Consider the following 26,740-nt stretch of genomic DNA (forward strand, 5'->3'; position numbering starts at 1 on the left):
GATGAATTTTTCCGGGCAAGTCGCGCCCCCGCGACGCGACGCTAACAAGGGCATCGTTCGGACATGGAAACGACCGTTGGGCGGACCAGACAGATTGCAATCGTGCTGGGTTCAGGCGCGGGGATGTATCTCAGCATCGGCATCGTACTGATCTACGGCTTCAGCGTTTTCGTCGTGCCGATCGCAAAAGACACCCAGTGGGATCGGACGGTGGTGGCCGCGGTCGTCGCGCCGATCGCCATTGTAAACGGTCTCATGTCTCCCGTTGTGGGGGCGCTGACGGATCGGTTCGGCCCGCGCCGGGTGCTAACCGTATCGTCCATATCGATGGCGATCGGCCTGATCGGGATCGGGATAGTGTCGCACAGCCTGACGGCTTTCATCGCGGCCGTCGTCGTGGCGAGCCTCATGGGCGCCGCGCAGACCGGCGTGCCATACACCTATGTGGTGGTTGGATGGTTTTCCGCACGGCGCGGTCTCGCGCTGGGTGTCATGCTTTCCTTTGTGGGGCTCGGGATTGCGACCGTGCCTCCGTTCCTTGCCTTCCTCATATCCGTGTGGGACTGGCGCTTCGCCTTCATGGCGGCCGGCCTGATATCGATGGCAATCACCCTTCCGGTCGCGCTGTTCGTTATTCGTGACCCGCCGGTGGTCCGGGGACCCGACCGTGCGGGTGTCGAGGGCTACACCGTTCGCCGGGCGGGCGAGACTGCAAGCTTCTGGCTCATGCTCGGCGCGTTTTTTCTCAACTACTTCGCTGCCGCGGCCGGATCCATTTCGCTCCCTGTCCTGCTGGCGGATCGCGGAGCCGATCCGGCAGCGGCGGCTCTGGTCATGAGTCTCGTGGGATTGTCGTTCATTGTAATGCGTCTCGGCTTCGGGGCCTTGCTTGATCGGTTTCCTCCGGTGCCATTGACCAGCCTGGCCTTTCTGTCGCCCGTTGTCGGCCATCTCATTCTGTTGAATTCCGAGGGCCTGATCGCGGCCTATGTCAGTGCCGTCTTCTTCGGCCTCGCCACCGGTGCGGAGGGCGACGCAATCGGCTATCTCCTGTCGAAACGCTTCGGGATGCGAAGCTTCGGAAAACTCTTCGGCATCAACTACATGGCGTTGACCATGGGCGCAGGCCTTGGTCCGGCATTCCTGCACATCGTCGCTGCCGGAGGCACACGCTACGACCAGACTTTCATGATCTTTGCGGGCGTTGCAACGATCGCGCCGGTTCTGCTCATGCTCGATCGCCAGACGCGAACGTTGACACGCTAGGAGCTCGGATGTGCATCCCTGCCGCGACGAGCCTGCCGGACAGTGGCAGTGCTTCCCTTGCCGGTATCTCCGATGGCATCGAGGATTGCGCGCGCCTTCAAGAGGTCACGGGTGGTGAACCCTTCGCTGAAGCGCCGATAAACCGGAGCCAGAAGTTTGCCACCCCTTTCGCCCTGCCCCGATTGAAGGCAATGCGCTGCGAGAGAGGTTGCGGCGCGCAGTTCCCATGACAAGGCTCCCTGCCGGTGCGCGAGATCGAGCGCCTGCTCATAGAGGGCTTCCGCGATTTTCGCTCTTCGGCTGCCATCTTGCTTGAGTGACAGATCAGCCTTGATGCGCAGCAGTTCCGGCATGCACCACATCTCGCCTGTTGATGTTGAAAGCGCGATTGCCTCGTCGATCGCTACCAGTCCCGCGTCAACTTCTCCATGATCCTCAAGCCCGGCAGCGTAAACACCGATGTAGAAGGGGCAACGCATGCGGAAATCCGCCGCCAGAAGCTCATCGAGCGCGCTGCGCAAGATGGTCAGCCCCGAAGCATCGCCGCTCTGCAGGAGCCACTCTCCGCGCAGGTATCGGGCCATGGCACTCCAGATCGTCATGGCGTGCTCCGCCACATGCGCTTCGATGCCGACAAGCAGGCGCTCCGCATCGGCAAGATCGCCGGTCAGCATCGCGATGGGGCAGGTGGTGTGGATGACGGCATTGCAGAGTGCGAGTGCGTGGTGAGCGGCGCGTGCCTCCTCGAGCTGACGCTGCGCCAAGGCAATCGCCTTGTCCGGTTGCCCCTGAAGCCAGACGACGTTTGCAAGAGTTCCCCTTGCGGCGGATCGCGGGTCCAGCTGGAAACGCGCAATGTCCGAGCGGGTGACGGGAGGGACATATCGGGAGATCATGCGTTCGAGGTGACGCCGGGCCTCGGCAAAGTCTCCCAGATAGCGCAGTGCGGTTCCGGTCTGCCTGTCGACATTGCTGCGGGCATCGTGATCGCCGCGATCGGTCGCGAGCCTCCTTATCCTGTCCGCCATCGCCAGGGCCGATTGATGATCGCCCGTCCAGGTGAAGTAGTCACACAATCCCCAAAGGCAGCTCAGCACGAACTCGGTGTCGTTGAGCACCTCGGCGCAGCCAAGGGCTGTCGTCCAGGCGGCTCGGACCTCGGGTCGTGGGCCGCGCGTATGAAGCAGGGTGGTGCCGAGTGCCAGATGCAGCTTCATGTCGTCACGCGTGTCACGGAATGGGGCGAAGGAACTGTGAAGGGCGCCCTCGACCCTGGCACGGCATTCCTCCGCAAGCGATAGATGTTCCCAGAACGGGATTGCAGCAACGGTGAGTGCTACGCCGATGGCAATGCTGCGGTTTCCGGAAAATGCCCAGTCGAGGGCGCTGCGGATATCGTCGACTTTGCCCCCATATTCGGCAAGCCACTGGGTCGTCGGACGGATCTTCCATTCTGCTTCGGCGCGTTTGGCGAGTTCAAGAAGATGCTCGGCGTGGCGCCGGCGCATGCCGTCGCGCTCGCCGCTATCGGCAAGCTTCCCCAGCGCGTATCGGCGAGTCGTATCGAGCAATCTGTAGTGTGTCCCGAGCTCGCCTCGCTCGGTCGAAACGAGCGACTTCGCAACGAGGCTTGCAACACCGTGAATGCATTCGGAACGGGCGCGGCCCTTGTCGACCGCTACAGCGCAGGCCGATTCCAGGCTGAAAGCGCCGGCAAAGATCGAAAGGCGCCGCAGCAGGGCGCGCTCGGGCTCGGCGAGAAGTCCATAGCTCCAGTCCAGCGTCGCGGCCAAGGTCTGGTGACGACGGTCGCCGCATCGCATATCGCTCCAGACCTCAGATTGATCGGTCAGGAGGTCGAGGAGTTCGGATGTGCTGAACGCATCCAGCCGGGGTGCGGCGAGTTCGATGGCGAGGGCCAGGCCGTCAAGCCTGCGGCAGATTTCTGCCACGACCGGCGCATTTGCGTCGTTGAGCGTGAATCCGCAGCGGCTTCCGGCCGCGCGCTCGACGAAGAGTTCGATAGCCGGGAACGCCAGGGCCTGGGTTGCGGTCACCGCACACTCCTTGGGTGGCGTGTCGAGTGGCGGCAGGCGATAGACCTGTTCGCCGACAATCCGTATCGATTCGCGGCTCGTGGCGAGTATTCGCACCTTCCCTGCGGCCGCCAGCAGCGTTTGCGAGCAGGAGGCCACTGCTTCGATCAGGTGCTCGCAATTGTCGAGGACGAGCATGAATGTTCGGTCGGCCGCAAAAGCGGTGATCGCCGCTTCGATGTTCGCTGAATGCACCCTCAGACCGATCGCCGCGGCGATCGCTGCCGGCACGAGAACGGCGTCGTTCACTATTGCCAGATCAACGAACCAGACGCCCTGGTCATAGGCTGTCGCCAGTTGCTCGGCGACCGCGAGGGCCAGCCTGGTCTTTCCGATGCCGCCTGGCCCGACGATTGTTAAAAGACGCGACGCCTCAAAACCGCGCAGCACCGCTTCGACCGCATCGTTTCGCCCCACCAGCCGGGTCGTTGAAACCGGCAGGTTGTGCGTGCGGGCACCCTGGGACTTCAAAGGGACGGGGACGCCATCCTGTCCCGAAACGCGCACGGGCGACACGAACCTGTAGCCCCGGCCGCTCACCGTCGCGATGTATTGCGCGTCGCCCACCGCATCGCCAAGCGCCCGACGCAGAGCCGCAACGTTTACCTTGAGGTTGCTTTCCTCGACGAAGGTATCCGGCCAGGCGCGCGCCACAAGCTCCGCCTTGCTCACCAGTTCACCGGGGCGCTCGACCAGCGACGTCAAGATTTCCAGGGCGCGGCTACCCACGCGAACGGCTGTCCGATCTCGGACAAGCGACTGTCGCTCCGGAACAAAGACAAACGGACCAAAAGTATAGGAACGCACGACCGAAGCTCCAGGCTCCATTGGACACGGTTCAGTGGTCGGTGAACAATGGTTCCCAAAGACCTCAATGGTGCAGGATACTAACCGCTATCAGCCGTTAAACCCAGCGCGATCTGCCGGAGAGGCTTTGCAACGATTCCTTAGTGGATAGCGCGCACGTACTGCCGGGATATGCTTCCGTGAAAGGATGCTCAAATCCCGACCGGAATCTGCAAGCCCTCCGGGGCGGCGTACATCGCCATGTTCTTCCGCGACAGATCCAGATGTGCGCGGATCAGGATTTCCCCGCGATCGGCGTCGTGGTTGGCGATCGCATCGATGATCTCGTCGTGCTGACGGGATGCTTCCTCCAGTTCCTCATGCATCTGGGAGTTGTTGGGACGGTAGAAGATCTTTCCGATCCTCGCGTGATCGATCAGCAGCCGCCGAAGACTGGGCAGCAGGTAGGCATTGTTCGCGATCTCACCGATACGCAAATGGAACTGGTCGTTGTAAAAGACCCGCCCATCGATATTGCCGCTTTGGACGGCGTCCCGAAAGTTGTCCTGGATCTCCCTCAGAGTGGCGATGTCCGCCTTCGTCGCGACCTCTGCGGCAAGCCGCGTGGTTGCCACATAGATGAGCGGCGCGACGAGGAAGAAATCTCTCAAGGACTGGTAGTTCATCGAGGTTACGCGAGCAGGTCGATTGGCCTCGAGCTCGATAAAACCTTCGCCTGCAAGTTGGCGCATCGCCTCTCGCACGGGTGGTCGGGACAGACCGAACTCCTCGCTCAGTGCTACTTCGTCGAGGACCGAGCCCGGCGCGATCTGCATCGTGAGAATTCTTTGCCGCAGACTGCTGCTGAGAGTAGTCTTTCTGTCTGCGCCCGGGCCTGCTTCAGCGGGGAATTGGTTTATCGCCATGTCAAACTCCTAGGCGCCGATATTGTCTACAAAAGATAGACAAGTCAATGCGGGTCGAGGCTAAATTGTCAAAGACACGCTGTACGCTCGTACCAGGATCCATGCAACTTCACCGCTTGTCCGCGGCGCCAAAGGGCATGCCTATTGACAGTCTATCAATTGTCTATCTATTGTAGGCGACAAGTCTACGCAGCGGCTGCCGCTGGCTGAACTTACGCGGCGCGACGGAAAACACGACAAGCCGGCGATCTCTGTGATTGCCCAACCCGGTGGATACTGAGCCATGACGGAATTTCCATTCTCTGGATTGAACCTCGCAATCACGACGCCTTTCGACGGCAACGGCCACATCGACTACGCCAGGCTCGAGGAGAATATCGAGCGCTACCTGTCCCTTGGCGTGCCGGGCTTCGTGCTCAGTTCAGGCACGGGAATGCATGTCTATCTCGCCAAGGAAGAGTCCGAGGAACTCGTCCGGCGTGGCTCGAAGATCATCAATGGTCGGGCGAAGGTCATTGCTCAAACCTCGGCCCTGCTGACGGCGGATGTCGTCGAACGCACAAAGCGAGCGGCCGATGCCGGTGCCGATGGCGTCATGGTTCTTCCGCCCTTCTTCGAAGGCCCGACCGACGACCAGAGCATCATCGATTTCTATACGGAAGTCGCCGGCGCCGGGTTGCCCGTCATCGGCTACAACGTTCCGCAGGCGGTTGGAGTAACCGTCACGCCTTCACTGCTCAGGGAGCTCTGTGACATCCCGAATTTCTGCGCCGTCAAGGACAGCAGCGGCGATCTCGCCATGCAGGCTTCCCTCATTCGCGCCGGGCGGCCCGTCATGAACGGTGCCGACCCGCTGGTGCCCTTTGCTCTCTTCGCAGGGTGCAGCGGACTGATCTGGGGCGGAGCGAATTTCGCCCCGCGCACGTGCCTGTCTCTCGTGAAGGCGGCAACATCCGGACACTGGGACAAAGTCCGTGAAATCTGGTCCGCGCTGGAGCCCGCGATGTCGCTGATCTGGGAGGGCGACTACGTGCAGTCGGTCTATGCGGCAGCGGATCTTACCGGCTTTGGCGCCGGTGCACCGCGCAAGCCGTTGAGAGCTCTGTCTGCTGAGCGGATCGAGGCCCTCCGGGCCGTTCTCGGCGACCTCACAAAACTGGAAGCTTAGGGCCGTGGCTGCATCTTCGAAGAAGATATTCACGGCCTCGAGGCTCCCCCGGAACACGGGGACGTCTGGCTGGGTCGCCATGCTCCCGACACGCCGGGCAGGCCTCCGGCTTCAAGGGCATATCACTTCGGACGTCGTCATCATCGGCGGGGGGTTTGCCGGGCTCTCCGCCGCCCGACGCATTCATGAACTCGATCCCGGCCTCAAGGTGGCGGTGCTTGAAGCTGACGTCGTGGGCGAAGCGGCCGCAGGCCGCAATTCCGGCTTCATCATCGACCTGCCGCACGAGGTTTCGTCCGACGACTACGGCGGCGATTCCGCTGCCAGGAGCAAAGAGGCGATCGTTATCAGCCGGACCGCGATCGCATTGGCGAGTGCGATTGCGGCCGAGCAGGGGTGGAGCAAGGACGTATTTGATCCGTGTGGACGCTACAGCGTTGCAATCAGCGACGAGGGAGACCACCATCTGACAGCGTATGCCGACCAACTCGGCAAGCTGGGGGAGAAGCATCAGCTCCTCTCCGCCCGGGAAATCGCCGAGGTAACCGGCACACGCTCTTACACGTCGGCCCTTTTCACTCCCGGCACGGTGATGGTCCAGCCTGCGGCCTATATCCGGGGCGTTGCGGACTCGCTGGTCGATCCGGTGACGGTGTACGAACAGACGCCGGCCGTTCAGTTCGAGAGCACTGGCGCAGGTTGGCTGGTAAAGACCCCGGAAGGCTCGATCAGCACTGGAAGGATCGTCCTTGCGAACAACGGCCATGCGGAGAGCTTCGGGTTCTTCAAGGGGCAGGTGCTCCATATCTTCACCTTTGCCTCGATGACGCACGAGTTCGATCCGGCGCGCTTGTCCGGACACCGCAAATGGGCCGCCACGCCTGCGCTTCCCATGGGGACGACCGTCCGCCGCGTCCCGGGACAGAACGGCGACCGCATCCTGGTTCGCTCGCGTTACACCTACCACCCAGGTCTGGTGACAGGCGATGGAACGCTTCGGCGTGCAGGTGCCCAGCATGACCGCAAGTTCAAGGCCCGCTTCCCGACATTGACCGACATTCCGATGGAATACCGCTGGGCTGGCGCGATGGCCGTCACCTGGAATTCCGTCCCGGCTTTCGGCGAGATTGAGAAAGGCGTTTTCGCGGCCTGTGGATGCAACGGGGTAGGGGCTTCGAAGGCGACCGCATCCGGGATTGCCGCGGCCGAACTGATGCTCGGCCACAACTCGAGACTGACTGAAATCTACAAGCGCTTCGACGCGCCCAAGTCGCTGCCACCTCAGCCGCTGACGACGATCGGGGCCAAGGCGAACCTCGCATTCCGCGAATGGATGGCGGGGGCGGAATAGACGGAGGAACGAGCACGGGCCGCTACCGACGTCCCGTTTGGAATCGCTGGTAAATTCTTCGGCCGGATAATGCGGCACCCCGGCACGTACCGATAATCGCCGCAAAAAGAGGGAACGAGAATGAAAAGCCTGCTCGCATCGACCTGCCTGCTCCTCGGAACCGTCGCCGGCTCATCGCTGGCGAACGCCGCCGATTGCGGAGACATCACCATCGCCAGCATGAACTGGCAGAGCGCCGAGGTCATCTCCAACCTCGACAAGATCATCCTGAACGAAGGCTACGGCTGCAGTGCCGAGATCACCATCGGCGATACCGTGCCGACCATTACCTCCATGGCCGAGAAGGGCGAACCCGACATCGCGCCGGAAGCCTGGATCGACCTTTTGCCGGATGTCGTCAAGAAGGGTACGGAAGAAGGCCGCATCGTGCAGGTCGGCTCGCCGCTTCCCGACGGCGGCGTGCAGGGCTGGTGGATCCCGAAGTACCTCGCGGACGCCCATCCCGACATCAAGTCCATCCAGGACGTGATGAAGCATCCGGAGCTTTTCCCGGATCCGGAAGATCCGAGCAAGGGCGCGATCTTCAACGGCCCGCAGGGCTGGGGCGGTACGATCGTAACGGCACAGCTCTACAAGGCCTACGAATTTGAGAAGGCCGGCTTCACGCTGGTCGATACCGGCTCTGCGGCGGGCCTCGACGGCTCGATCGCCAAGGCCTACGAGCGCAAAGAAGGATGGGCAGGCTACTACTGGGCGCCCACCGCGCTTCTCGGCAAGTACGCGATGGTGAAGCTCAGCCACGGCGTCCCCTTCGACGAGGCAGAATGGAAGCGGTGCAACACCGTCGCGGACTGCTCCGATCCCAAGACCAACGATTGGCCGGTGGATAGGGTCGTGACCCTCGTCGCGAAGTCCTTCTCGGAAAAGGCCGGCCCCGAAGTGATGGACTATCTGTCGAAGCGCTCCTGGAGCAACGACACCGTCAACAAGCTGATGGCCTGGATGACGGACAACCAGGCAAGCGGTGAAGATGGCGCCAAGCACTTCCTCAAGGAGAACCCGGATCTCTGGAAGACCTGGGTGTCGCCCGACGCCGCCGCCAAGGTCGAGGCCGCGCTGTAGTCGCCGCTCCGGCAAACACGAAAACAAGCTCGTGCGATGTGCCGGATGGCGCGTCGCACCTTTCCTGCCGAACAACAACAAGAACAACGGATCGGCTCTTTGGACCAGGGGAACCGAATGGATTGGTTTTACAAATTCCCGCATATGAACGACGACGCGCTGCGCAACATGAAGAAGGCGATCGACGACGGCTTCCGCGGCTTCACGCGCAACTACGGCGACATGATTGAGAGCATCTTCACGCCGCTGCAGCACTTTCTCATCGCCGCCGAGCGCTTCATGCTGAAGACGCCCTGGCCGATCATCACGCTGCTCATTCTCGCCATCGCCTATGCCGCCACGCGCAGCACCCGCATCACCCTCGGCTGCCTCGTGACGCTGATGCTGATCGGCTACTTCGACATGTGGGACGACACGATGCGGACGATCTCGATGATCTTCGTCTGCACGGTGCTGTCGATTGCCATCGGCATTCCGATCGGCATCCTGATGGCGCGCTCCGACCGCATGCAGCGTATCGTCAATCCGATCCTCGACGTCATGCAGACGATGCCGAGCTTCGTCTACCTGATCCCCGTCGTCATGCTGCTCGGCATCGGCAAGGTGCCGGGGCTGATCGCCGTCGTCATCTATGCCATCCCGCCGATGATCCGCCTCACCGACCTCGGCATCCGCCTCGTCGACAAGGACGTGCTCGAGGCCGCCGATGCGTTCGGCGCCGATCCCAGGCAGAAACTCTTCAAGGTGCAGTTGCCGCTCGCCCTTCCGACGATCATGGCCGGCATCAACCAGACGATCATGATGGCGCTGGCCATGGTGGTCATCGCCTCGATGATCGGCGTGCAGGGACTTGGCCAGCCGGTTCTCAAGGCCATCGCCAACCAGTACTTCACGCTGGGCATCTTCAACGGCCTCGCCATCGTCGGCATTGCCATCATCTTCGACCGGGTCAGCCAGGCGTATGGCAAGCGACTCCAGAAGCACCGGGAGGTCGTCCATGGCTGACCACGTCTTCGGCGGCATCAAGATCCGCCACCTCTACAAGATCTTCGGACCCAACGCCGCCGCGCACATCGATGCCGTCCGCAACGGTCTGACCAAGAGCGAACTGAACGAGAAGCACGGCCACGTGCTCGGGCTTCGCGACATCAACATCGAGATGCCGTCCGGGTCGATCCAGGTGATCATGGGGCTTTCCGGCTCGGGCAAGTCGACGCTGATCCGCCACATCAACCGGCTGATCGATCCGACGGCCGGCGAGGTGCTCGTCGACGGCGTCGATGTCGTCAAGATGTCCGACGCCGAGCTGCAGGAGTTCCGCCGGCACCAGACGGCGATGGTGTTCCAGAAGTTCGCGCTTCTTCCACACCGCAACATCCTGGACAACACGGTCTTCGGGCTGGAACTGCAGGGCATTCCGCGCTCGCAGTGCGTCGAAACGGCGATGCGGTGGCTCGAGCGTGTCGGTCTCAAGGGCTTCGAGCAGAAGTATCCCAACCAGCTGTCGGGCGGCATGCAGCAACGCGTCGGCCTTGCCCGCGCGCTTGCCAACGATGCGCCGGTGCTCTTGATGGACGAGGCCTACTCGGCGCTCGATCCGCTGATCCGCATGGACATGCAGACGGTTCTCCTCGACCTGCAGAAGGAGATCCGCAAGACGATCGTCTTCATCACGCACGACCTCGACGAGGCGCTGCGCCTCGGTGACCAGATCGCCATCCTGCGCGACGGCGAGGTCATCCAGCAGGGCACCAGCCAGGACATCGTCCTCCGTCCCGCGGACGACTATGTCGCCAACTTCGTCAAGGAAGTGAACCGAGGGCGCGTCGTCCATGTCGAGGCCGTGATGACTCCGGACCGTTCAGCCAGATCGGGCGGGCCGATTGTCGTAGCCGGCACAACGGTCGAGGAGACCCTCCGTCTCCTGTCTCGAGAGTCTGTCGAGCAGGGCGCGGTGGTTTCCCCGGCCGGCGAAGTGTTGGGCGTGGTTTCGCTCCGGCAACTTGCCAACGCGATGGTCAATTCGCCCCACTAGAGAACAGGCTTTGATCAAGAGTCAGCACCGGCGCAGAAGCCTGCGCGATGGATGGTACCTGAGAGCGGCCGGCCCAACGTCAGCATCAGCCTGACCGGGTCTGGTCGAGCGTCAGGTGGCTTTTACTCGGGACCCTGTCGTCGAGGTCAGGGCCTTCTCCCGGACATGATAAGCTTCCGTATTTCCTATTCACGTCGGCGCATTGGCGGGGTGCTTTCCGTGCGCTGTGGGGCGTTTCGAGTCGATCGAGCATCATCATTATTTTTATTGTAGACATATTGTCTACTGTTGAGCTACAATATGTCTACTTCGGTTGCTTGCGGCGGGCGAAACCTGGGTCGGGTGCCGAACGGACAAACCTAGGAGGGATTCCATGAATTTTGACGGCATCTACACTCCCGTCATAACTCCGCATGATGCGGACGGAACAATCGACCGGGACGCTTTCGCCCGGATGATCGAATACCTGATCTCGTCTGGTGTTCACGGGATCATCAACGGCGGCTCGACGGGCGAATACTATGCCCAGTCGATGGAAGAACGCATCGAGATGGCCAGGTTTGCCAAGGAGGTCATCGGCGACCGCGTGCCGCTCGTCGTCGGCACCGTTGCCATTCGTCTCGAAGACTCGATCGCGATGGCGGAGGCCGCGGCCAAGATGGGTGCATCCGCCATTCTGGTCGGTTCGCCGCCCTATTCGGTTCCGACCGAAACTGAGAACGCACTCAACGCGCTTGCGATCGACCGCGCCGCCGATCTGCCGATCATGCTCTACAACTATCCCGGCCGCATGGGCATCAACATGGGCGAGGAGTTCCTCGACCGCGTCGGCCGGAGCAGGAATTTCTGCGCCATCAAGGAGAGCTCCGGCGACATCAATCGCGTCCATCTCCTTGCCCGCGACTACCCGCATATCCAGATGTCATGCGGAATGGACGACCAGGCGTTGGAGTTCTTCGCCTGGGGCGCGCGCAGCTGGGTCTGCGGCGGCTCGAACTTTCTGCCCGCAGAGCATATCGCACTCTACAAGGCCTGCGTCGTCGAAGGAAACTTCGCAAAGGGGCGTCGCATCATGTCCGCGATGATGCCGCTCATGCGTGTCCTGGAACAGGGCGGGAAATTCATCCAGTGCATCAAGTACGGCTCCGAAATGAACGGCTTCGTCGCAGGTCCCCCGCGTCCTCCGCTCAAGCCGTTGAACAAGGACGACAAGCGGCAGCTGGAACAGGTGGTGCGCGTTCTCAAGCGCACGATTGCAGAAATCGAAGCGGAGGCATGATATGAGCGATCTTCTGACACACGACGAATACAAGGCAATTGCAGCGGGTCTCGAGTTCCCGACGCAGGCGTTCATCGGCGGCAGCTTCCGGCCGGCGATTTCCCGCAAGACCTTCGAAACGATCAACCCTGCCACCGGAAAGGTTCTTGCCGAGGTCGCCTCATGCGGACCGGAGGATGTCGAGCTGGCGGTTGGAAAGGCGCGCGAGGCCTTTGAGGATGGCCGCTGGTCGCGCCTTCATCCGAGTGCCCGCAAGGAAGTTCTCATCCGCCTGGCCAACCTGCTGAAAAGGAACTCCCGCGAGCTTGCCGTTCTGGAAAGCCTGGACAGCGGAAAGACCATCTACGACTGCGAGAACGTGGATGTGCCGGAAACGATTCATTGCCTGTCCTGGCACGCCGAACTCATCGACAAGATCTATGACCAGGTTTCGCCTGCCTCCGACAACCATATCGCGATGGTCGTCCGTGAGCCGGTTGGCGTTGTCGGGCTGGTTCTGCCCTGGAACTTCCCGCTTCTCATGCTCGCCTGGAAGATCGGCCCGGCGCTTGCGGCAGGTAACTCGGTCATCGTCAAGCCTGCCAAGGAAACGACCCTCACGGCATTGCGCGTGGCGGAACTTGCGATGGAAGCGGGTGTTCCGCCGGGCGTGTTCAATGTCTTGCCGGGCAGCGGCTCCGAAGTCGGCGAGCCTCTTGGCAGACACATGGATGTCGACATGGTGTCCTTCACCGGTTCCACCGAAACGGGACGGCGTTTCCCGAAATATTCCGCGGACTCCAACCTCAAGGAAGTGACGCTGGAAATGGGCGGCAAGAACCCGGCTGTGGTCCTTGACGATGTCGAGAACATCGACCGTGTGGCCGCCCACATCGTCAACGGCGCCTTCTGGAACATGGGCGAGAACTGCTCGGCTTCCTCGCGCCTGATCGTACAGCGCGGGATCAAGGACGAACTCCTGAAAAGGATGATCGCCCATGCCGGGAATGGCCGATGGGCGACCCGCTCAATCCGGAAAACCGCGTCGGAGCTCTGGTCTCGAAGGCGCACTTCGACAAGGTCTGCTCCTACCTTGGCGAGGGCCAGAAGATCTTGCTCGGGGGCAAGGCGAAGGACGGCTTCGTGGAGCCGACGATCATCGATGTGAGCGATCGCGATGCGAAGGTCGTGCGCGAAGAGGTCTTCGGCCCGGTTCTCTCGGTGCTTACGGTTGAAAGCTACGAGGAAGCAATCACGCTCGCAAACGACACGGAGTACGGCCTCGCCGCATCCATCTTCACGGCCAATGCCAAGCGGGCCATCCGCGGTGCACGCGCCATTCGGGCGGGCACCGTCACCGTCAACTGCTTCGGCGAAGGTGACATCACGACACCGTTCGGCGGTTTCAAGTCGTCGGGGTTCGGTGGGCGCGACAACGGCATCCACGCCCATGACCAGTACACGCGCATAAAGACGATCTGGATCGACCTCACGGACGACGCAGGCGAGGCTGTCTCTTGAACACACGCACGGCCATACGGCTGCCGGTCCATCGCGGACCGGCAGCCTGGAGCGCCATCCTCCCGGATGCCGCGGGGCCTGTCGTGCTCGATGGCGATCTGAATGTGGACGTTGCCATCGTGGGGGGAGGATTTGCAGGCCTTTCGGCTGCCCGTCGTCTTCACCAGAACGATCCAACGCTTCGGATCGCCATCCTCGAGGCAGGGAGGCTGGCGGAAGGCGCTTCCGGCCGAAACTCTGGTTTCATGATCGACCTGCCGCATGACCTGTCGTCCGAGGACTATGCCGGCAAGGGACTTGCATCGGACCAGGAGATGATCGCCCTCAATCGAGCGGCCATCGCCTTTGCCCGATCAAACGTCGAGGACTACGGCATCAACCCGGCTTACTTCGATCCGGCCGGAAAGATCAATGGTGCCGCGAGTGTTGCCGGGCATGATCGGAACCGCAGCTATGCGTCCCATCTTTCGCGTCTCGGCGAACCCGGAGAAATGCTCGACGCGAAAGCGATGTTCGAGGTGACCGGAAGTCGCCATTACGTTTCGGGCCTCTATACTCCCGGGACGGTGATGCTGCAGCCTGCTGGCTATATCAGGTCCCTCGGTCAGGGGCTGAGGCGCGATGGAATCCACGTATTCGAGTCCTCGCCGGTCAAGCGTTTCGAGCGGAAGGGCTCGGCGTGGGAGCTGACGACGCCCAAGGGGCGGATCGGTGCGGCCAAGGTTGTCATGGCCAATAACGGGCACCTCGAGAGTTTCGGCTTCAAGCGCAAGAGGCTGATGCACATCTTCCTGTACGCCTCGATGACCGTCGAGCTGGACAATGCAACCATCGCAAAGCTGGGAGGACATTCGCGCTGGGGGATCACGCCCTCGGATCCGATGGGCACGACCATGCGCCGGATCGACAGCGCGCAGGGGGGAAACCGCATCGTTACGCGCACCTGTGCAACTTATCTGCCGGGAATGTTGCCATCAGAGCACGGCCTCGCGCGGGCCGCGCGCATTCACCTCCGAAAGTTTGCGGACCGTTTTCCCGCTATTGCGGACCTTCCCATGGAGTACAGCTGGGCGGGACATCTCTGCCTGAGCCTGAACGGCGTCGCGGTGATGCGGGAACTTGAAAATGGTCTCTATTCCGCATGCTGTGACAACGGCCTCGGGACGGTGAGGAGCACCCTTACCGGGATAGGCGCTGCCGACCTCCTGACAGGTCGTGCGTCCAAGATCTCGGAACATTTCCTCGCCGAGGCGGAGCCAACGAGGCTGGCGCCATCCCCGTTCGACTCGATCGGCGCAAATCTCTTCCTGAGGTGGAGGGAATGGAAGGCACGTCGCGAATGAGAGTCCCAGCCATCATTGGAGATGACTCACAGCCTCCGTGCGCCTCCTTGTGACGGCGCGATGCCGAGTGCACGCAGCGCAGGGCCGGTGGGCCTAATGCGATAAATTCTCCCCGACGCGTGATCCCTGAAGCAATCGATGATCGTGCGGAGTTGTCGCGAAGCGACGTCGGAAATTCCGACTGAGATGGGAAGAATCGCAAAATCCGCACTCTACCGCGATTGCGGCGATCGTCTTGTCGGTCTTCTCCAGGATGTGGCGGGCGAGGAGAAGGCGGATCTCCAGGTAGGCTGCAAGGGGAGAGAGGCCGATTGCATCTCTGAAGTGGCGTTCGAGGCGCCGCTTCCCCGTGTTCAGATGCCGTGCGATGTCAGCCACGGAAAGCGGCGTGTCCATTCGCTGCTGCATGAGCAGAAGCGCTCTTCTGACAAGCGGGTCTTTTGTTTCCAGATCCAGAGTCAGTCCGGGTTGCGGCGCGCGTTCGTCCTCGGCCCCGCTGATCATCATGATGTTCAGGCTCTTCGTCGCTTGCGCCTTGCCGATGTGTCTGTCGACCAGAAAGGCTGCGAGATGCGCTGTACCAGTACCACCGGAACACGTCAGGCGGTCGCGGTCGACCACGAAAATCTGGTCCGATACCGGCTTCAGTCCGTCAAACTGGGAGAGAAAATCCTGGTGATGGAACCAGCTCACGCATCCGCGATAGCCTTCCATCAATCCGGCGCGGTGAAGGGTAAAGGTTCCGGTACAAAGCCCGACCAGCGGAACTCCGGCCGTTGCTGCCTGTTGTAGAAAGGCCTCCAGCTTGCGGTTGGGGTGCTCCATCTCGTCGATGAGGCCGCCCACGACCACGACATAGTCGAACCGCTTTGGATCACCGAAAGGCTCTTGTGGTTGGAGGTAGACACCGCAACTGGCTGCGATCGGCTTCATGTCGGCGGCGATCACGCTCCACCGGCACTGGATCGGCCTGCTTCGGTCACCCTCGTCCGCGGCGAGGCGCAGCACATCGACAAAGTTGGCGAACGCGCACAACGTGAACCGGTGCAACAGAACAATTCCGACAGAGAGTCTGGCTTCGTCTCCACTGCGCCGACGGCCATTTGCCATGCGATTTCCATCCACGCACTATGTCTCAATTCTACTTTCAGAATGACGCATCCATACTTTTCTAATTTCCGGGCTGGGTCAATACTCCAAGGGTACCCGATCACACGAGCGTACAGGCAAACGGCCGTCCGGTTATCATTGGGAGAAGTCTTTCCATGACCATAGTCAGCCCCGTCCAGCGACAGATCGTTTTCTACCTTGTGCCCGACTTTACACTGCTCGCATTTTCGTCCGCGATCGAGGCCCTGCGGCTGGCGAACTCGGTCCTGGGCGTTGAAGCGTATACGTGGCGGGTGACCTCGGCGGTCGAGGGTAAAGTTCGCGCCAGCTGCGGCGTATCGGTTGAAGTCGACAACGCGATTGCGATGGAGCGACAGCACCTCAATTCCTGGCAACGACCCTCGATGGTCGTCGTATGCGCCGGGAAAAACGTCGCGGAACATTCTGACCGGGCGGCCAGTGCATGGTTGCGCGAATGCCGCAACCGCGGCGTCGCATTGGCGGCGCTCTGCAGCGGCGCACACGTGCTGGCAACCGCGGGACTGCTTGATGACAAGGAGTGCGCCATCCACTGGGAACACATGCCCGGATTCGTCGAGCGCTTTGTAGACGCCAGCGTCACGGCTGGCATCTACCATGTCGATAGCAACATCTATACCTGCGCTGGCGGGGCCGCGACCTTCGACATGATGCTGCATATCATTGAACGTGACTATGATGCCCGCGTGGTGAGCGGCATATGCGAACTCGCTCTGGTGGATCGCGTGCGGGAACCGGGAGACCGGCAGCGTCTTCCCTTCTCCAGGCGTGTGAGCGTGCAGGACCCCAAGGTCGTGGCACTGGTTGCGAAAATGGAGCAGAACCTGACAGAGCCACTGGAGACGGATGACCTCACGGCCATCGTGGGGCTCTCGCGTCGACAGATCGAACGGCTGTTCAGAAGTGAGCTGGGTTGTTCTCCCGCGCGCTACTATTTGAAGCTTCGTCTGGAGCGCGCGCATTTGCTGCTGGTTCAGACGACGATCCCGGTGATCGAGATCGCCATAGCCTGCGGCTTCGCCTCAGGCTCCCATTTCTCGAAGTGCTACCGCGAGACGTATGGTTGTACCCCGCTCGAAACGAGAGGCCAGCTCACCAACCGGGAACGGTCCCGAAGCGTCTCTGCAAGAACGCTTGACCCCGGTCGCGACGCCCAACTCGATAGCTTTGCCCACAGGCTTTCCGCCTAGCCTCGGTCGCAGTACGCGCACGAATGCGGCCCGGCTCTAGAGCCATCCGCCGGTGAAACCCGCCCTGCGCAGTCCCGTTACTAGGGGGCGGGACTGGCGCATCGTGTTCCAGAGCAGGCCTGTCCTGTAGTTTTCAATCATCAGCACGACGGGCCCCTGGTCGATGCCGAAATGATATGGACTGACCCACCACTCGGCGGATTGTCCATCGACGGGGAATGACTGGTTGAACGACGGCTTGAAGCCATAGAGGCGGTTCATGCCGAGATCCATCCGCGCGAAGTTCCTGACGGTCGGAACGACGATCTCCGGTGCGTAGGGAAGCGATGCAACGACCACCCATGGCGACACCGTCCCGTCATCGGGTCCGAAGGGTGCGCCGCGAGCGATATAGTCAAAGAACTCCCGTTCCACTCCGTCAACGCTCCGCTTTCCCCAGCCGGGCCCGTCGCTCGCCGTGAAGCCCCAGCAGTGCTCGCCGTAACCGACGAAATTCATGGGATTGCGGATCGCGTACTCCTGCTGGACGTAAGTGGCATGGCGGCTGTTCTGGAAATAGTCGCTGTTGTGCTCACGCATGAACTCGTCATGGATGCCGCGAAAGTCGATCCACATATGGGAGAGCTGGTGAGTGAAGAGGGGACCTGAATAAAGCAGTTCGCGCCCATAGATGTTCCGCCATTCGTAGCTTTCCGTATAGGCGGCATAGGATTCCGGCGGCAATGGATGCGTCGGCGAGCCAAGCCCGAGAAGATACAGCAGCAGCCCCTCGTCATATCCACGCCATCGAAAGGGAATGAAGCCGTTCTCGGGTCTCCAGCCATGCGTCAACGTCAAGCCGTGGTCGCATGCCCAGTTCCAGTCGGCCCGCTCGTAGAGAGCGTTGGCAAGGCGGCGAACTTCGACTTCCTCCGCGCCATCGCCGTCGAAGTAGGCCGCCACCGTCAACGCGCCGGCAAAAAGGAACGCCGAGTCGATTGTGGAGAGTTCGCACTCCCAGACCCTGCGCCCCGTCTCGATGTCGAGGAAATGGTAGAAGAACCCCTTGTAGCCGGAAGCGTCGGGTTCGGGGCCCTGTGGACACGACAGCAGGAACTGAAGCCGTCTTCTGGCAATCTTGGCCGCGAACTTGCGGATGATGATGCCGCGCTCCACCACCACCGGGATTGTCGCGAGCGCCATCCCTACGGCAGCGATGCTCGCAGGGGAATCGTCCGCCGTCTTGTCTCGCACGAGACCGTTGTCCGGATTGGTGCAATGCAGATAGTACAGCAGCGTCGTGAATTGCAGCCGAGCGAGATCCTGGTCGGTCGGCATGCGATGGAGGTCCGGATCGGTCGAAATCAGTTGGGCCATATCGCTATCCAAGGACAATTCGGATGTCGTGGATCGAAAAGGACCGCCTTTGCGCCAGTGAGCTGTTAGCTATCCAGCAGATGCGTGCGCACGCCGCGTCCTTCGTCAGCTTTGTTGTCCACCTGAATGCAATATTTGGACGATACGTGCCTGAAGTCCAGTTCGTATCTCCTCCGTGCTCTGAAATGCATCGATCAGTGCAACGAAGTCGCCATCACGTCACGCGTTTGAAGGTCCATTTGACGGTGTATTCGCCGCTGCGTTTCAGCTTGGTCTTGGTTCGAACACGGACCGGCCCGCCCAGGGCGAGTTCTGCGTCTTCGAAGGCCTGGCGGGCTTCGGCGATGGCCCGATGATACGCGCTATTGTCACGCTTCGGGCTCTCAGCAAGCGCCTTCAGTATCGCGATCGTGTCTACTTTATCGTCGGCCACGAAATGCTTGCTCCTTCGGACTACGCCGCAGCCACATCACAATCCATCCTGCAATGCCGGCAACAGATCGAGTGAATACACCAACCGGCGCGCCTTCCTCAATCCAAACTTCCGGCGCGCACAACCTCGGTATCTTCACGCTGACGTCGCCGCGGCCAGCCGATCGCCCGGGGCCGCCCGGATTCCGAGGATCCGCACGGGGCGGGTGGGTGGTCGGCTACGCGAGATTGCCGGGCCCAGCCTCGGCATTGGCCACCTTCCTTCGGGGCACGATCAACGGAGTGCTCGAGACGGGATCGTCGATGATGACGCAGGGAAGGCCGAAGACGTCTTCCACAAGCTGTTCGGTGACGACGTCGCCCGGCGATCCCTGGTTGGCAATCCGCCCTTGCCGCATGGCGATGAGGTGAGTTGCATAGCGACAGGCCTGGTTGAGGTCGTGCAGCACCGCCACGATCGTGCGGCCCGCCGCATTGAGATCGTGGAGAAGATCGAGAAGTTCGATCTGGTGGGCGATGTCGAGAAACGTCGTCGGCTCGTCGAGCAACAGGATCGGCGTCTGCTGGGCTAGCGCCATCGCCACCCAGACCCGCTGACGCTGCCCGCCCGAGAGCTCGTCTACCGGGCGATCCGACAGGTCGGTGACCCGTGTCGCTTCCATGGCGGCGATCACCGCCTTCTCGTCCGCCCTGGACCATTGCCGGAAGAAAGACTGATGCGGATAGCGCCCCCGCGCCACGAGGTCGACGACGGTGATGCCATCGGGCGCGATGGAGGATTGCGGCAGGAACCCCAGGCGGCGCGCGACCTCTTTTGCCGGAGTGTGGGCAATGCTCTTGCCGTCGAGTATCACCTCGCCGGACGATGGCGCCAGCAGCCGTGACAGCGCACGCAGCAGCGTGGACTTGCCGCAGGCGTTCGGCCCCACGATGACGGTAAAGGATCCATCCGGAATGGAGACGGAAAGGTCCGTGGAAATCGTGTTGCGGTCGTAGCCGATCGTGATGCTGTCGGCATGGAGGCGGCTGGAACCGCCGGATTGATCTGGAACCTTCGGGATTGTGCTGTCTCGCTTATGATTCGTGGTTGGTTCCGCCCCGTGCGGATTGCCGCCGGTCGGAGCATTGATTGCTGGCCGATGGCTCACGTGCGTCCCTCCCGGATCAGCAGCCAGATGAAACAGAGCCCGCCTATGCTGACGGTCATGACGCCCACCGGAAGCTGAACGCTGAACGCGTGCTGCGCGGCCCAGTCCGCTCCGACCAGCAGCAGGCTTCCGGTCAGCGCCGAGGGAAGGAGAACGGTGCCGGGCGTGCGGGCGATACGGCGCGCGATCTGCGGTGCCGTAAGCGCGATGAACGCGATCGGGCCGGCCGCCGCCGTAACGATCGCAGTCAGGGCCACGCCAACCACGATCAGGCCGAGGCGGATCCGATCCGCCGAAACGCCCGAGGCCCTGGCGACATCGTCGCCGAGCTCGAGCTGTCGCATCGGCCGGGAAAGGAGAAGCGCCAATGGCACCAGAACCAAGAGAACCACTAGAACCGGCCGCAGTTGTTCGAAGCCCAGACCGTTGAGCGATCCGGCACCCCAGATGGCGGCACTCATCGCCACCTGCAGGTTTGCCTCGCGGATCATCCATGCGTTGACGGCCGACAGCATAGCCGAGACGCCGATACCGACGATGATCAGCCGGAAACCCTGGACGCCGCGTCTGTAGGCGAGGAGGTAGACTGCGGCGGCGGTAAGCATGCCGCCGGCAAGACCACCTGCCGCAGTCTCGTAGTATCCGCCGGAAAACAGAAGGATGACGGCTAACGCGCCGGTGTAGGAGCCGGTGGAGAAGCCGATGATGTCGGGGGACCCGAGCGGATTGCGTGTCAGCGACTGGAAGATCGCCCCGCTCAGGCCCAGTGCGCCGCCAAGCAGGAATCCCAGCGCCAATCGGGGAAGGCGCCATTCGACCACCACCATGCGGACGTCTCCTTCGGCCTGTCCGAAAAGGGCGGAAACGACATGGGCCAGTGAAAGTGGAAACCGGCCGCTCGTCAGCGCGGCAGCGCCCACGGCGAGGCAGCACGCGATCAGCATCAGAGAAGTGCCAAGCACGCGCATGTCGAAACGCAACGACAGGCGCTCTCCGAACCACCGCAGGACCGGAGCGGGACGCCCGCTGCCGACAGGAGAGGGGGATCCGGTCATAGCGCTCTCGCCCTTGTGCTGCGGACAAGCGCGATCAGCATCGGCGCGCCGAGGAAGGCGGTGACGATGCCCGCCTCCAGTTCGTCAGGAAAGACGACAAGCCGCCCCGCTATGTCTGCGGTGAGCATGAGGATAGGCGAACAGATGAGCGTAAAGGGAATGATCAGGCGCTGGTCCGGGCCCGTGAACCAGCGCACGGCATGCGGCACCATCAACCCGACGAAGCTGATCGGGCCAGCCGCGGCCGTCCCCGCTCCGCAAAGAAGAGTCACGGCGACGATCACGAGCAGTCGCGTTTTCAGCGGATCGGTGCCGAGTGAACGGGAGAGGTCCTCGCCGAGCGCGACTGCATTCAGGGAGCGGGCGGCAAGGAGAGACAATACCAGCCCGAACACGATGAAGGGGGCGACGGCGATCACGTCCGATATGTTGCGGCCGGAAATCGTGCCGATCTGCCAATGGCGCATGGCGTCGAACGCCTGCGGATCGAGCAGGGTGATCGACGAACCGATCCCCGACAGAACGGCCGAGATCGCCACGCCGGACAGCGCCAGCCGGATCGGCGACACCGCTTGCGCACCATGCCGGCCGGACGCGCCGACGAGATAGACGAGGACCGTGACGACGATGGCGCCGAGGAAAGCGAACCAGATCGTCGCGCCGACCGAGGTGAGACCGAGCAGGCCGACGGCAATCGTCACGAAGAAGGCTGCCCCGGCATTGACGCCGAGGATGCCGGGATCTGCCAGCGGGTTCCTCGTTGCCGCCTGGATCAACGCTCCCGACACACCGAAGGCTGCCCCGCAGAGAAGACCGAGCAGGGTGCGGGGTAACCGGTAGTCGCGGACGATGATGTGTTCCGCGACCGAACCGTCATAGGAAAACAACGCGTCGATGGCCGTCGAGACCGCGACCGGACGCGCGCCGACCAGAAGACTTGCCAGGCAGACGCATGGCAACAGCGCGCATCCGAGCACAAGCAGAAGGACGCGACGCGCGTTCGATTTCGGCACGGATATCGGATTGCCGCGCTTTTCCGGCCACGCGTCCGCTGCTTGTTCCGGCTGTGCCCTCACACCCGCGCCTGCCCTTCGATCCAGTAGCCGATGGCGTCGATGCGCTTCTTGTCGAAGCCGAGACCGTCGCGGAAATGCTTGCGGCAGTCGGAAGCGGCCCTGGCTTCGCCCGCGATATAGATATAGCCGTCACCCGGGGGGAGTTCGCCGATGTCAGCTGCGATGCGCGGCAGTTCCGTATAGCCCGGCCGCTCGGCCTTGAGGCCATGGCAGGCATGCCAGGTGACGGAAACATCCGCCGCCGTTTCGAACTCCTGCCGGTCCGCGTCCGATGGCACCTCGATGTGCACGATCGCCTTGAAACCCGCGGGCAGCCCCTCCAGCACCCGCCCGACGGCCGGAAGCCCGGTGATGTCAGTCAGCATCAGCAGCCAATGGCTTCCCTTCGGTATCCACAGGCGTCCCTCCGGATTGCAGAGGCCGACCACGTCGCCAATTTTTGCGCTCATGGCCCAGCCTGCCGCGACACCGCCCTCGTGGACGACGATATCGATCACCATCTCGCAGGTTTTGGGCTCCCAGCGCCGGATCGTGTAAGGACGATTGGGGCAGTGCTGCGACCCGTCGGGCCGGCCCCATTTGCCGTTCTCCATCAGGACCGGCAACGTCACGGGGGTGTCGGAATCCGGCTTCAGGGCGAGTCTTACCCACTCGTCCGGGTGGCCGCTCGGAATGAGGCGCTCGCCGCCATCCACCTTGAGCACCACCCGTATCATCGATGGGCTCAGGCGCGTGACCGCGGTGGTCGTCGCGAAGAAGTAGTCCTCGACATAGGGCTCATGATCGTGGTCGTGGTCATGATCGTGATGGTGGTCATGAGCATGCTCGTGACCGCTGCCGTGGGAATGATTCTCGTCATGCATGCTCATTCACTCCTGCGAACGTCGCGCAGCTTCAACCAGACGCGGCACGAATCGTGGAAAGCCGTAAGGGATGGAAAGAACGCTGAGCGCCGACGTGGACCAGACATCGACCGGATCCTCGAGCGCCACATAGGAGCCGCGCTTCACGGCCCCGAGAGTATTGAATAGAGGCTGTGACTCCGCCGCGGCGCGCGCGCCGGGGCCATACCACATGATCAGGATATCGGCATCGATCGGATCTATCTGCTCGAGACTGACGGAAACGGACGGCACGTCCGGATTGGCGGCGGCGAGTGCCTCGACACCGGGTGAGAGGCGCAGCCCCATGTCGGTCAGCGCCGCTACGCGCGGGTCGGAAGGCAGGTAGACGACGACACCGCCGCTGCCCGGAAAATAGGTTCCGAATGTGAAGGTCCTGCCGCGCAACTGAGGGTTCTCGGACGCGATCTTCCCGAGGAATGCTCTCGTGCCTTCGATCAATTGATCTGCGGCGGAAGACTTCCCCAGTGCCATGCCGACGAGTTGGGTCTGCTCCTTCCAGTCGGCGGCAAAAGGCCCCGATCGATAGGCGACCGTCGGAGCAATCGTCGAAAGCCTGTTCCATGTCAGATCGTCGATATCGGACGAGGTCGCAAGGATGAGGTCGGGCTTCAACGCGGCGACCTGCTCGAAGTCCACGTTTCTGCCGGCCAGCAGAACGGGGGAAGATCCTGAAAGCCGTTCTTCGTTCCAGGGGAATATCCCGCTTTCGAAAAAGCTGTAGCGAGGCATCGCGATGGGAACTTCTCCCAATGCCAGGACGATATCCTCAGCGTTCCAGCCGAGGGTGACGATGCGTTGGGGGGCGGTTTCGATCGTCGTCGATCCAAGGGCGTGCTCAACGGTCACGGGGAACACACCGTCATCCGCCGCGGTCGCGCCGGATGCCCAAAGGCTCACGGCCAGCAGCAAGCCGGAGAACAGGACGACGATGTTCAGGCAACGCGAACCCGCAAGACGGTGCTGAGCATGCAATGGCATTTTCTCCGTGGAAAGCCGCCGATGGACCCCAGGTAGCCGTGGGTCAGAGACAATCGCGGCGGCGCTCCGAACATGATGCGCCGCCGAGAACGGTTTAGAAGCTGTGGCGAAGAGAAAGAACAAACTCGCGCGGGGCTCCGATGAAATGACCATAGGAGGTCAGGCCGGAGATCGAGGAGTAGTACTCCTTGTCGAACATGTTGTTCACATTGAGCTGCAGGACCGTCTTCTCATTGAAGGTGTACCGCGCCATTGCGTCCGCGACCGCATAGGCCGGCTGCTCGATCCTGTAGGTCTCGCCCTGATAGTAGGTCTTGCTTTGGGCGCGCACACCGGCGCCGATCGTCCAGTTCTCATACTCGCCGGGCAGCTGATACGCGGCGCTCAGCTTGAAGAGATGAGCGGGGCTCTTCTCGGTATTGTAGCGCAGGCCCGAATTCTCGCCCTTCACATACTTGGATTCGCTGTAGGTGTAGCCGAAACCGAGGTTCAGGTTTGGAGTGACCGCGCCCGTTACTTCGAGCTCCACACCACGCGTGCGGACCTTGTCGGCCGCCTCGTAGCAGGTATAGGCCGAAGGGTTGCAGTAGATGACGTCGGTGAGCTCGGTCGCCAGACCCGTCTGATTGGTTTCGAACAGCGCGACCGAGGCGTTCAGGCGGCCATCCAGGAACTCGCCCTTGATGCCGACTTCCTTGTTGTCGCCGACGGCCGGATCCAGAAGCGTGCCGTCGATACCGTAGGCCATTTGCGGCAGAAAGATTTCCGTGTAGCTCCCATAGACTGAAAACGTGTCGTTGAGGTCGTAGACCGCACCCACATAGGGAATGAATTGTCCATCGGCGGTGTATTCGTCGTCGCTGTAGACGTCGTTGTTGGAGTACCAGCTCAAACGGCCGCCCAGGATGATCTTGAAAGAGTCCGTGATATCGAGCCGTGTGGAGGCGTAGATCCCGGCTTCCTTCTGGTCGAGGTCCCCGGCAAATGATCCAACCGTGATGTCAGGCTTGGGAACGGAAGTCGGATCCCAGTTTTCCGGATCGATGACATAGAAGGGGCTGCTGCCTCCGACATAGGAGAACTTTTCACGTTGCGCGCTGACGCCGACAACGACGTCGTGCTCCCGGCCGAACAGCTCCACCGGTCCCGACACATGCACATCCAGCGAATGCTGGTCGTCATCGTAGTCATAAAGGCGATCGTTCTTGCGGACGTCACCGGCGAACCGCCAGATGAAGGACGAAAGCATGTCGGAATCGGCCCAAATTCTACGAGCCGAGGCGTTGAGCTTCCAATCGTTGTCGAAGCGATGCTCAACGTCGAGATAGACGGTGCTCTGCGTCTTCTTGAGATATTCCCAGTCGCTGCCGAGATAAGTCTCCGGCGAGAAATTGTAGAACGAGCCGTCCTCTCGCGAAGGCAATCCACCCCAGGTATACCCGTCGGTGTTTTCCTTCTGATAACTCACTCCGAGGCTGACCGTCGTATCCTCGGTTATGTCCGCGTCGATGACTCCGTACAGCGTCACGTTCTTCTGCTCGAAGTAATCCCGGTAGCCGTCGCCCGCGCCGCCTGATGCAACAAACCGACCCCGAAGAGTACCGGCTTCGTTCAGTGGCCCCGAGGCATCCAATGTTGCCTGGGCGTTGCCGAAGGACGAGACGGAGGTTTCTGCCGAATATTGTGGTGTTGCCGTTGCATGCTTTCGAACGAGATTGACCGATGCTGCGGGATTGCCGGAGCCTTCGGTGAGACCGCTCGCGCCGCGTACGATTTCGACACGATCGTAGATCGCCAGATTGTCCTGTACCAACACGTCGCGCGTAAACAGATTGATGGGGCTGCTGACGCCATCATACTGGATGTTGCTGATGAGGCCGCCGCGGGCAAAGTATTCCCATCGCGTATCGCCAAAACCCTGCATCGCGGTTACCCCGGTTGCGTCCTGAAGCGCCTGGTCCAGCGTCTCGTAGTTCTTGTCCTTGATACGCTGCTGGGTCACGACGGAGACGCTCTGCGGTGTCTCGCGAATGGAGAGCGGCAGCTTGGTCCCCGTGCTCATCTGGCCGGTGGTGTAGGAGTTCGTTCCCTCCGTCGATGCACCCAGCCCCTGGACAGTGATTGCCTCCAGCGCGGTTGAGCCGTCGGCGGCTGCTCCGTCAACGGCTTGCTGCGGCCCGCTGATCGTCACCGTATTGCCGCTCGTGAATTTGTAGCTGAGGCCCGACCCGGCCAGCATCTGCGACAAGGCTTGTTCGCGGGAATACGAGCCGGCGACGGCATTGCTTGTCTTGCCGCTTACCAGTTGTGATGGGAACAGAAGTTTGAGGCCGGTGCGATCCGCCAGCACCGTCAGGGCAGTTCCGAGGTCCTGAGCCGGAATGTTGAGACCGACAGGCGTGCGTTCCGACCGGTTGACCTTCACCTCCTGCGCCACGGACGCTCCGGCCCCCGCCAGCACAAACGCGGCGGCCGTGACGGCGTGCACCGCGACCGAGCCGAGGAGGCCCCGCCGGCGTCGGCGTGTCGTTAAAGTGAAAATCCGGTCCCCTGCTTGCTTGCGCATAAAGTCTCACCCT

The 26,740-nt window shown here is 61.8% G+C and carries 20 protein-coding genes and 1 pseudogene; 10 read left to right on the top strand and 11 right to left on the bottom strand.

What is annotated here, in order from left to right; all coding sequences use genetic code 11:
- The first annotated feature begins 63 nt into the window (after nucleotides 1–63).
- Nucleotides 64–1,266 (top strand): MFS transporter, encoded by a 1,203-nt coding sequence (locus F3Y30_RS07105; protein WP_246752894.1) that lies wholly within the window; start codon nucleotides 64–66, stop codon nucleotides 1,264–1,266.
- Here the strand turns inward: F3Y30_RS07105 and F3Y30_RS07110 are convergent.
- Nucleotides 1,263–4,091, bottom strand: a complete 2,829-nt coding sequence (locus F3Y30_RS07110; RefSeq protein ID WP_246752895.1) for a winged helix-turn-helix domain-containing protein — start codon at nucleotides 4,089–4,091, stop codon at nucleotides 1,263–1,265. The genes F3Y30_RS07105 and F3Y30_RS07110 overlap by 4 nt on opposite strands.
- A gap of 269 nt (nucleotides 4,092–4,360) precedes the next feature.
- On the bottom strand, nucleotides 4,361–5,074 hold the full coding sequence (locus F3Y30_RS07115) for a GntR family transcriptional regulator (protein WP_203425780.1): 714 nt from the start codon (nucleotides 5,072–5,074) through the stop codon (nucleotides 4,361–4,363).
- A gap of 283 nt (nucleotides 5,075–5,357) precedes the next feature.
- Here F3Y30_RS07115 and F3Y30_RS07120 point away from each other — a divergent pair, with 283 nt between their 5' ends.
- The 8 genes and pseudogenes from F3Y30_RS07120 to F3Y30_RS07155 all read left to right on the top strand — a co-directional run bounded on the left by F3Y30_RS07120 (nucleotide 5,358) and on the right by F3Y30_RS07155 (nucleotide 14,872).
- On the top strand, nucleotides 5,358–6,242 hold the full coding sequence (locus F3Y30_RS07120) for a dihydrodipicolinate synthase family protein (RefSeq protein WP_203425781.1): 885 nt from the start codon (nucleotides 5,358–5,360) through the stop codon (nucleotides 6,240–6,242).
- 4 nt (nucleotides 6,243–6,246) lie between these two features.
- Entirely contained in the window at nucleotides 6,247–7,593 is a 1,347-nt protein-coding gene (locus tag F3Y30_RS07125; protein ID WP_203425782.1) for an FAD-binding oxidoreductase, read from the top strand.
- Nucleotides 7,594–7,713: 120 nt separating this feature from the next.
- The gene (locus F3Y30_RS07130) at nucleotides 7,714–8,715 is read left to right on the top strand and encodes an ABC transporter substrate-binding protein (protein WP_203425783.1); all 1,002 of its coding nucleotides are present in this window, start codon (nucleotides 7,714–7,716) and stop codon (nucleotides 8,713–8,715) included.
- Between the two features lie 117 nt (nucleotides 8,716–8,832).
- Nucleotides 8,833–9,720 carry a proline/glycine betaine ABC transporter permease gene (locus tag F3Y30_RS07135; RefSeq protein ID WP_203425784.1) on the top strand — a complete coding sequence of 296 codons (888 nt, stop codon included), beginning with the start codon at nucleotides 8,833–8,835 and terminating at the stop codon, nucleotides 9,718–9,720.
- Nucleotides 9,713–10,750, top strand: coding sequence for a glycine betaine/L-proline ABC transporter ATP-binding protein (locus F3Y30_RS07140; protein ID WP_203425785.1), 1,038 nt, complete (start codon nucleotides 9,713–9,715; stop codon nucleotides 10,748–10,750). Before F3Y30_RS07135 ends, F3Y30_RS07140 begins: the two co-directional genes overlap by 8 nt.
- 373 nt (nucleotides 10,751–11,123) lie before the next feature.
- Nucleotides 11,124–12,029, top strand: a complete 906-nt coding sequence (locus tag F3Y30_RS07145; RefSeq protein ID WP_203425786.1) for a dihydrodipicolinate synthase family protein — start codon at nucleotides 11,124–11,126, stop codon at nucleotides 12,027–12,029.
- Nucleotide 12,030: 1 nt separating this feature from the next.
- Nucleotides 12,031–13,529 (top strand): annotated as a pseudogene (locus tag F3Y30_RS07150) (aldehyde dehydrogenase).
- On the top strand, nucleotides 13,526–14,872 hold the full coding sequence (locus tag F3Y30_RS07155) for an FAD-binding oxidoreductase (protein ID WP_203425787.1): 1,347 nt from the start codon (nucleotides 13,526–13,528) through the stop codon (nucleotides 14,870–14,872). Before F3Y30_RS07150 ends, F3Y30_RS07155 begins: the two are co-directional and overlap by 4 nt.
- Nucleotides 14,873–14,965: 93 nt before the next feature.
- On the opposite strand, the gene F3Y30_RS07160 is transcribed toward F3Y30_RS07155, so the two are convergent.
- Nucleotides 14,966–15,982, bottom strand: a complete 1,017-nt coding sequence (locus F3Y30_RS07160; protein WP_203425788.1) for a GlxA family transcriptional regulator — start codon at nucleotides 15,980–15,982, stop codon at nucleotides 14,966–14,968.
- A gap of 155 nt (nucleotides 15,983–16,137) precedes the next feature.
- On the opposite strand from F3Y30_RS07160, the gene F3Y30_RS07165 reads away from it, so the two are divergent.
- On the top strand, nucleotides 16,138–17,211 hold the full coding sequence (locus F3Y30_RS07165; RefSeq protein WP_203425789.1) for a GlxA family transcriptional regulator: 1,074 nt from the start codon (nucleotides 16,138–16,140) through the stop codon (nucleotides 17,209–17,211).
- A 36-nt stretch (nucleotides 17,212–17,247) separates the two neighbouring features.
- Here F3Y30_RS07165 and F3Y30_RS07170 read toward each other — a convergent pair whose 3' ends face one another.
- The 8 genes from F3Y30_RS07170 to F3Y30_RS07205 all read right to left on the bottom strand — a co-directional run bounded on the left by F3Y30_RS07170 (nucleotide 17,248) and on the right by F3Y30_RS07205 (nucleotide 26,727).
- Nucleotides 17,248–18,567: a glucoamylase family protein gene (locus F3Y30_RS07170; protein WP_203425790.1), complete on the bottom strand. Its 1,320-nt coding sequence runs from the start codon at nucleotides 18,565–18,567 to the stop codon at nucleotides 17,248–17,250.
- Nucleotides 18,568–18,781: 214 nt separating this feature from the next.
- Nucleotides 18,782–19,000 (bottom strand): hypothetical protein, encoded by a 219-nt coding sequence (locus tag F3Y30_RS07175; RefSeq protein WP_203425791.1) that lies wholly within the window; start codon nucleotides 18,998–19,000, stop codon nucleotides 18,782–18,784.
- A 217-nt stretch (nucleotides 19,001–19,217) separates the two neighbouring features.
- Entirely contained in the window at nucleotides 19,218–20,006 is a 789-nt protein-coding gene (locus tag F3Y30_RS07180) for an ABC transporter ATP-binding protein (RefSeq protein ID WP_281435457.1), read from the bottom strand.
- A gap of 137 nt (nucleotides 20,007–20,143) precedes the next feature.
- Nucleotides 20,144–21,202 (bottom strand): iron chelate uptake ABC transporter family permease subunit, encoded by a 1,059-nt coding sequence (locus F3Y30_RS07185; RefSeq protein ID WP_203425792.1) that lies wholly within the window; start codon nucleotides 21,200–21,202, stop codon nucleotides 20,144–20,146.
- The gene (locus tag F3Y30_RS07190) at nucleotides 21,199–22,278 is read right to left on the bottom strand and encodes an iron chelate uptake ABC transporter family permease subunit (RefSeq protein ID WP_246752896.1); all 1,080 of its coding nucleotides are present in this window, start codon (nucleotides 22,276–22,278) and stop codon (nucleotides 21,199–21,201) included. Before F3Y30_RS07190 ends, F3Y30_RS07185 begins: the two co-directional genes overlap by 4 nt.
- Entirely contained in the window at nucleotides 22,275–23,141 is an 867-nt protein-coding gene (locus F3Y30_RS07195; RefSeq protein ID WP_246752897.1) for a siderophore-interacting protein, read from the bottom strand. The genes F3Y30_RS07190 and F3Y30_RS07195 overlap by 4 nt, the downstream gene beginning before the upstream one ends.
- Before the next feature lie 6 nt (nucleotides 23,142–23,147).
- Nucleotides 23,148–24,161: an iron-siderophore ABC transporter substrate-binding protein gene (locus tag F3Y30_RS07200; RefSeq protein ID WP_203425794.1), complete on the bottom strand. Its 1,014-nt coding sequence runs from the start codon at nucleotides 24,159–24,161 to the stop codon at nucleotides 23,148–23,150.
- 94 nt (nucleotides 24,162–24,255) lie between these two features.
- Nucleotides 24,256–26,727 carry a TonB-dependent receptor gene (locus F3Y30_RS07205; protein WP_203425795.1) on the bottom strand — a complete coding sequence of 824 codons (2,472 nt, stop codon included), beginning with the start codon at nucleotides 26,725–26,727 and terminating at the stop codon, nucleotides 24,256–24,258.
- Between the last annotated feature and the right edge of the window lie 13 nt (nucleotides 26,728–26,740).

This window comes from Sinorhizobium sp. BG8 (assembly GCF_016864555.1).
In the GTDB taxonomy this organism is placed as follows: domain Bacteria; phylum Pseudomonadota; class Alphaproteobacteria; order Rhizobiales; family Rhizobiaceae; genus BG8.

Excerpts from the sequence above, each read along its gene's own strand:
- F3Y30_RS07105 (WP_246752894.1), top strand. The coding sequence starts at position 64 with ATGGAAACGACCGTTGGGCGGACCAGACAGATTGCAATCGTGCTGGGT.
- F3Y30_RS07115 (WP_203425780.1), bottom strand. The coding sequence starts at position 5,074 with ATGGCGATAAACCAATTCCCCGCTGAAGCAGGCCCGGGCGCAGACAGA.
- F3Y30_RS07120 (WP_203425781.1), top strand. The coding sequence starts at position 5,358 with ATGACGGAATTTCCATTCTCTGGATTGAACCTCGCAATCACGACGCCT.
- F3Y30_RS07130 (WP_203425783.1), top strand. The coding sequence starts at position 7,714 with ATGAAAAGCCTGCTCGCATCGACCTGCCTGCTCCTCGGAACCGTCGCC.
- F3Y30_RS07135 (WP_203425784.1), top strand. The coding sequence starts at position 8,833 with ATGGATTGGTTTTACAAATTCCCGCATATGAACGACGACGCGCTGCGC.
- F3Y30_RS07140 (WP_203425785.1), top strand. The coding sequence starts at position 9,713 with ATGGCTGACCACGTCTTCGGCGGCATCAAGATCCGCCACCTCTACAAG.
- F3Y30_RS07145 (WP_203425786.1), top strand. The coding sequence starts at position 11,124 with ATGAATTTTGACGGCATCTACACTCCCGTCATAACTCCGCATGATGCG.
- F3Y30_RS07160 (WP_203425788.1), bottom strand. The coding sequence starts at position 15,982 with ATGGCAAATGGCCGTCGGCGCAGTGGAGACGAAGCCAGACTCTCTGTC.
- F3Y30_RS07165 (WP_203425789.1), top strand. The coding sequence starts at position 16,138 with ATGACCATAGTCAGCCCCGTCCAGCGACAGATCGTTTTCTACCTTGTG.
- F3Y30_RS07170 (WP_203425790.1), bottom strand. The coding sequence starts at position 18,567 with ATGGCCCAACTGATTTCGACCGATCCGGACCTCCATCGCATGCCGACC.
- F3Y30_RS07185 (WP_203425792.1), bottom strand. The coding sequence starts at position 21,202 with ATGACCGGATCCCCCTCTCCTGTCGGCAGCGGGCGTCCCGCTCCGGTC.
- F3Y30_RS07195 (WP_246752897.1), bottom strand. The coding sequence starts at position 23,141 with ATGCATGACGAGAATCATTCCCACGGCAGCGGTCACGAGCATGCTCAT.
- F3Y30_RS07200 (WP_203425794.1), bottom strand. The coding sequence starts at position 24,161 with ATGCCATTGCATGCTCAGCACCGTCTTGCGGGTTCGCGTTGCCTGAAC.
- F3Y30_RS07205 (WP_203425795.1), bottom strand. The coding sequence starts at position 26,727 with ATGCGCAAGCAAGCAGGGGACCGGATTTTCACTTTAACGACACGCCGA.